Below are 3,048 nucleotides of genomic sequence, written 5' to 3'. Positions count from 1 at the left end.
GCTTCGGATCGTCGCCGTGCAGACCGACCGGGTCGAAAAGGACATCGACCTTCTCAACAAGGAGCTTCAGCCGCTCAAATCCTTCGTGCTCAATGGCGGCACGCCGGCAGCGGCGGCACTTCACCTTGCCCGCACCGTGGCGCGGCGGGCCGAAAGGCTGATCGTGGCCCTTGCCCAGGATCCGGACGAGCACGTCAACCGCGACGGTCTGAAATACATCAACCGGGTCTCGGATTTCCTGTTTGTCGCCGCCCGGGCGGTCAATGACAACGGAAACGCCGACGTGCTATGGGTTCCCGGCAAGAACCGCTGATTGTCGAAAGCGGAAGAGGGCCTGGGGCATGTTCATCCCGCTTTACGACACCAACAGGCTGCGGCACATCAGGCTGCAATATGTGACCATCGGGCTGATCGTGGTCAATGCCCTGGTCTACCTTGCCACCGCGCTCGGCGGCGAGAGTTTCTCCAATGCCGCCGTGCTTGGTCTCGGCTTCATCCCGTCGGTCGTCCATGACACCGCCGAGCTCGATCCCCGTTTCATCGTCATCCCCGAAAGCCTGAGCTACCTCACCTATTCCTTCCTGCATGCAGACATCTTCCATCTCGGCGGCAACATGCTGTTCCTGTGGGTGTTCGGCGACAATGTCGAGGATGCGCTCGGCCACATCCGCTACCTCATCTTCTACCTGTTGTGCGCGATCGCCGGCGCCGCTTTCCAGGGCCTCGTCGCCTGGGATTCGCAGGCGCCGCTGATCGGTGCCTCCGGCGCCATCGCCGGCGTGGTCGTCGCCTATCTGATCCTTTATCCCAGGGTGAAGGTCTGGGTGCTGGCCTTTGCCCGCATTCCGCTCCGCATCCCGGCCTTCATCCCGCTCATCTTGTGGGTGCTGTTCCAGGTGGTGATGTTTGCCGCCGGCGGCGAGGACCAGATTTCGTGGGCCTGCCATATCGGCGGCATCATTGCCGGAGCCGTTCTTGTGCTCGTCCTGCGCAGCCGCGGCGTGCCGCTGTTTGCCGGCGCCGACGAGGACGTCGCGCCCACCGCTCCCGACCAACCGCCGGTTGCCACGGAACCGCTGATCCCCGACCCGCCCGCCGCGACGCCGCGCTGGGGGCGAGGAAACACTTCCAGTTCGGACTGAACCGATTTGAGCCGCTTGCAGCGTATTGACGTGCAGGGTTGCCGCAACTACGGAAACGTCACCGCCGCAACCTAAGGCGGGCAAAGACCAGAATTTCCATCCGGCCGGAATTCCATCCGGCCAAAATTCAGTCAGGAATGTCGGCTTTCGACAACTCAGAACGGGCGCAGGCTGTTATAGCGCGCCCAACTAGCGTGAAGAGGTGACAGGCAAATGAAGATCCTTGTGCCCGTGAAGCGGGTTGTGGATGCGAACGTCAAGGTTCGCGTGAAGGCTGATGGTTCGGCGGTGGAGCTCGCCAACGTCAAGATGGCGATGAACCCGTTTGACGAAATCGCGGTGGAAGAAGCAATCCGGCTGAAGGAAGCCGGCAAGGCTGAAGAAATCATCGTCGTCTCGATCGGCCCGCAGCAGGCGCAGGAAACACTGCGCACCGCGCTCGCCATGGGCGCCGACCGCGCCATCCTGGTCAAGACCGACGAACAGACCGAGCCGCTCGGCGTCGCCAAGGTGCTGAAAGGCGTCGTCGACGCCGAGCAGCCCGGCCTCGTCATTCTCGGCAAGCAGGCGATCGACGACGACTCCAACCAGACCGGCCAGATGCTGGCGGCACTGCTTGGCTGGGCGCAGGGCACCTTCGCTTCCAAGATCGTGCTCGACGGCGACAAGGCCAAGGTGACGCGCGAAGTCGACGGCGGCCTGCAGACCGTGGAACTGAAGATGCCGGTGATCGTCACCGCCGACCTTCGCCTCAACCAGCCGCGCTATGCCTCGTTGCCCAACATCATGAAGGCCAAGAAGAAGCAGCTCGACGAGAAGACCCCGGCCGACTACGGCGCCGACGTCAAGCCGCGGCTGAAGGTCATCAAGACCGAGGAGCCGAGCGGCCGCAAGGCAGGCGTCAAGGTCAAGAGCGTCACTGAGCTGGTCGACAAGCTCAAGAACGAAGCCGGCGTGTTGTAAGCGATCGGGAAAGGAACAGAAAAATGGCTATTCTCCTCATCGCAGAACACGACAACGCAACGCTTTCCGACCAGACCGCCAAGGCGCTGTCGGCGGCGCTGCAGATCGGCTCGGACGTGCATGTGCTGGTTGCCGGCAAGGGCGCCAAGCCGGCAGCCGACGCTGCCGCCAAGCTCAAGGGCGTGAGCAAGGTGTTGCTGGCCGAGGCCGACGAACTTGCCGAGCGCCTGGCCGAACCGACGGCAGCGCTCATTGTGTCGCTGGCGGGCGCCTACGACACCATCATCGCGCCGGCGACCTCGTCGGGCAAGAATGTCGCGCCGCGCGTCGCAGCGCTGCTCGATGTCGCGCAGGTGTCCGAGATCATCGAAGTCGTATCGCCCGACACCTTCAAGCGGCCGATCTATGCCGGCAACGCCATCCAGACGGTGCAGTCGAGCGACGCCAAGAAGGTGATCACGGTGCGCACGGCCTCGTTCCAGGCAGCCCCCGAGGGCGGCTCGGCGGCGGTCGAGACCGTCAAGGCCGCGGCCAATCCCGGCCTGTCCACCTTCGTCGAGAACAAGCTTTCCGAGACCGACCGTCCGGAGCTGACCTCGGCCAAGATCATCATCTCGGGTGGTCGTGCGCTGGGTTCGGCGGAGAAGTTCCAGGAGGTCATCCTGCCGGTCGCCGACAAGCTCGGTGCCGCCGTCGGCGCCTCCCGCGCCGCGGTCGATGCCGGCTATGCGCCGAACGACTGGCAGGTCGGCCAGACCGGCAAGGTGGTTGCTCCCGATCTTTACATCGCGGTCGGCATCTCCGGCGCCATCCAACATCTCGCCGGCATGAAGGATTCGAAGGTCATCGTCGCCATCAACAAGGACGAGGAGGCGCCGATTTTCCAGGTTGCCGACTACGGCCTCGTCGGCGATCTCTTCGTCATTCTGCCGGAGCTGCAAAA

4 protein-coding genes are annotated in these 3,048 nt (G+C 63.7%); all 4 read left to right on the top strand.

The features are described 5' to 3' along the window. Window positions 1-313, top strand: a 313-nt coding sequence (locus EN964_RS30320; protein WP_373565079.1) for an ATP:cob(I)alamin adenosyltransferase, incomplete at its 5' end; no start/stop codon positions are given. A 28-nt stretch (window positions 314-341) separates the two neighbouring features. Beyond that, window positions 342-1,142: a rhomboid family intramembrane serine protease gene (locus EN964_RS30315; RefSeq protein WP_127272488.1), complete on the top strand. Its 801-nt coding sequence runs from the start codon at window positions 342-344 to the stop codon at window positions 1,140-1,142. Between the two features lie 213 nt (window positions 1,143-1,355). Further along, on the top strand, window positions 1,356-2,105 hold the full coding sequence (locus EN964_RS30310) for an electron transfer flavoprotein subunit beta/FixA family protein (protein WP_127277120.1): 750 nt from the start codon (window positions 1,356-1,358) through the stop codon (window positions 2,103-2,105). Window positions 2,106-2,128: 23 nt separating this feature from the next. Further along, a partial coding sequence (locus EN964_RS30305; protein WP_164776093.1) for an electron transfer flavoprotein subunit alpha/FixB family protein occupies window positions 2,129-3,048 on the top strand: 920 nt, incomplete at its 3' end.

It is taken from the genome of Mesorhizobium sp. M7A.F.Ca.CA.001.10.2.1 (assembly GCF_003998575.1).
Lineage (GTDB): Bacteria > Pseudomonadota > Alphaproteobacteria > Rhizobiales > Rhizobiaceae > Mesorhizobium.
This window is presented reverse-complemented; position numbering and strand designations above follow the sequence as displayed.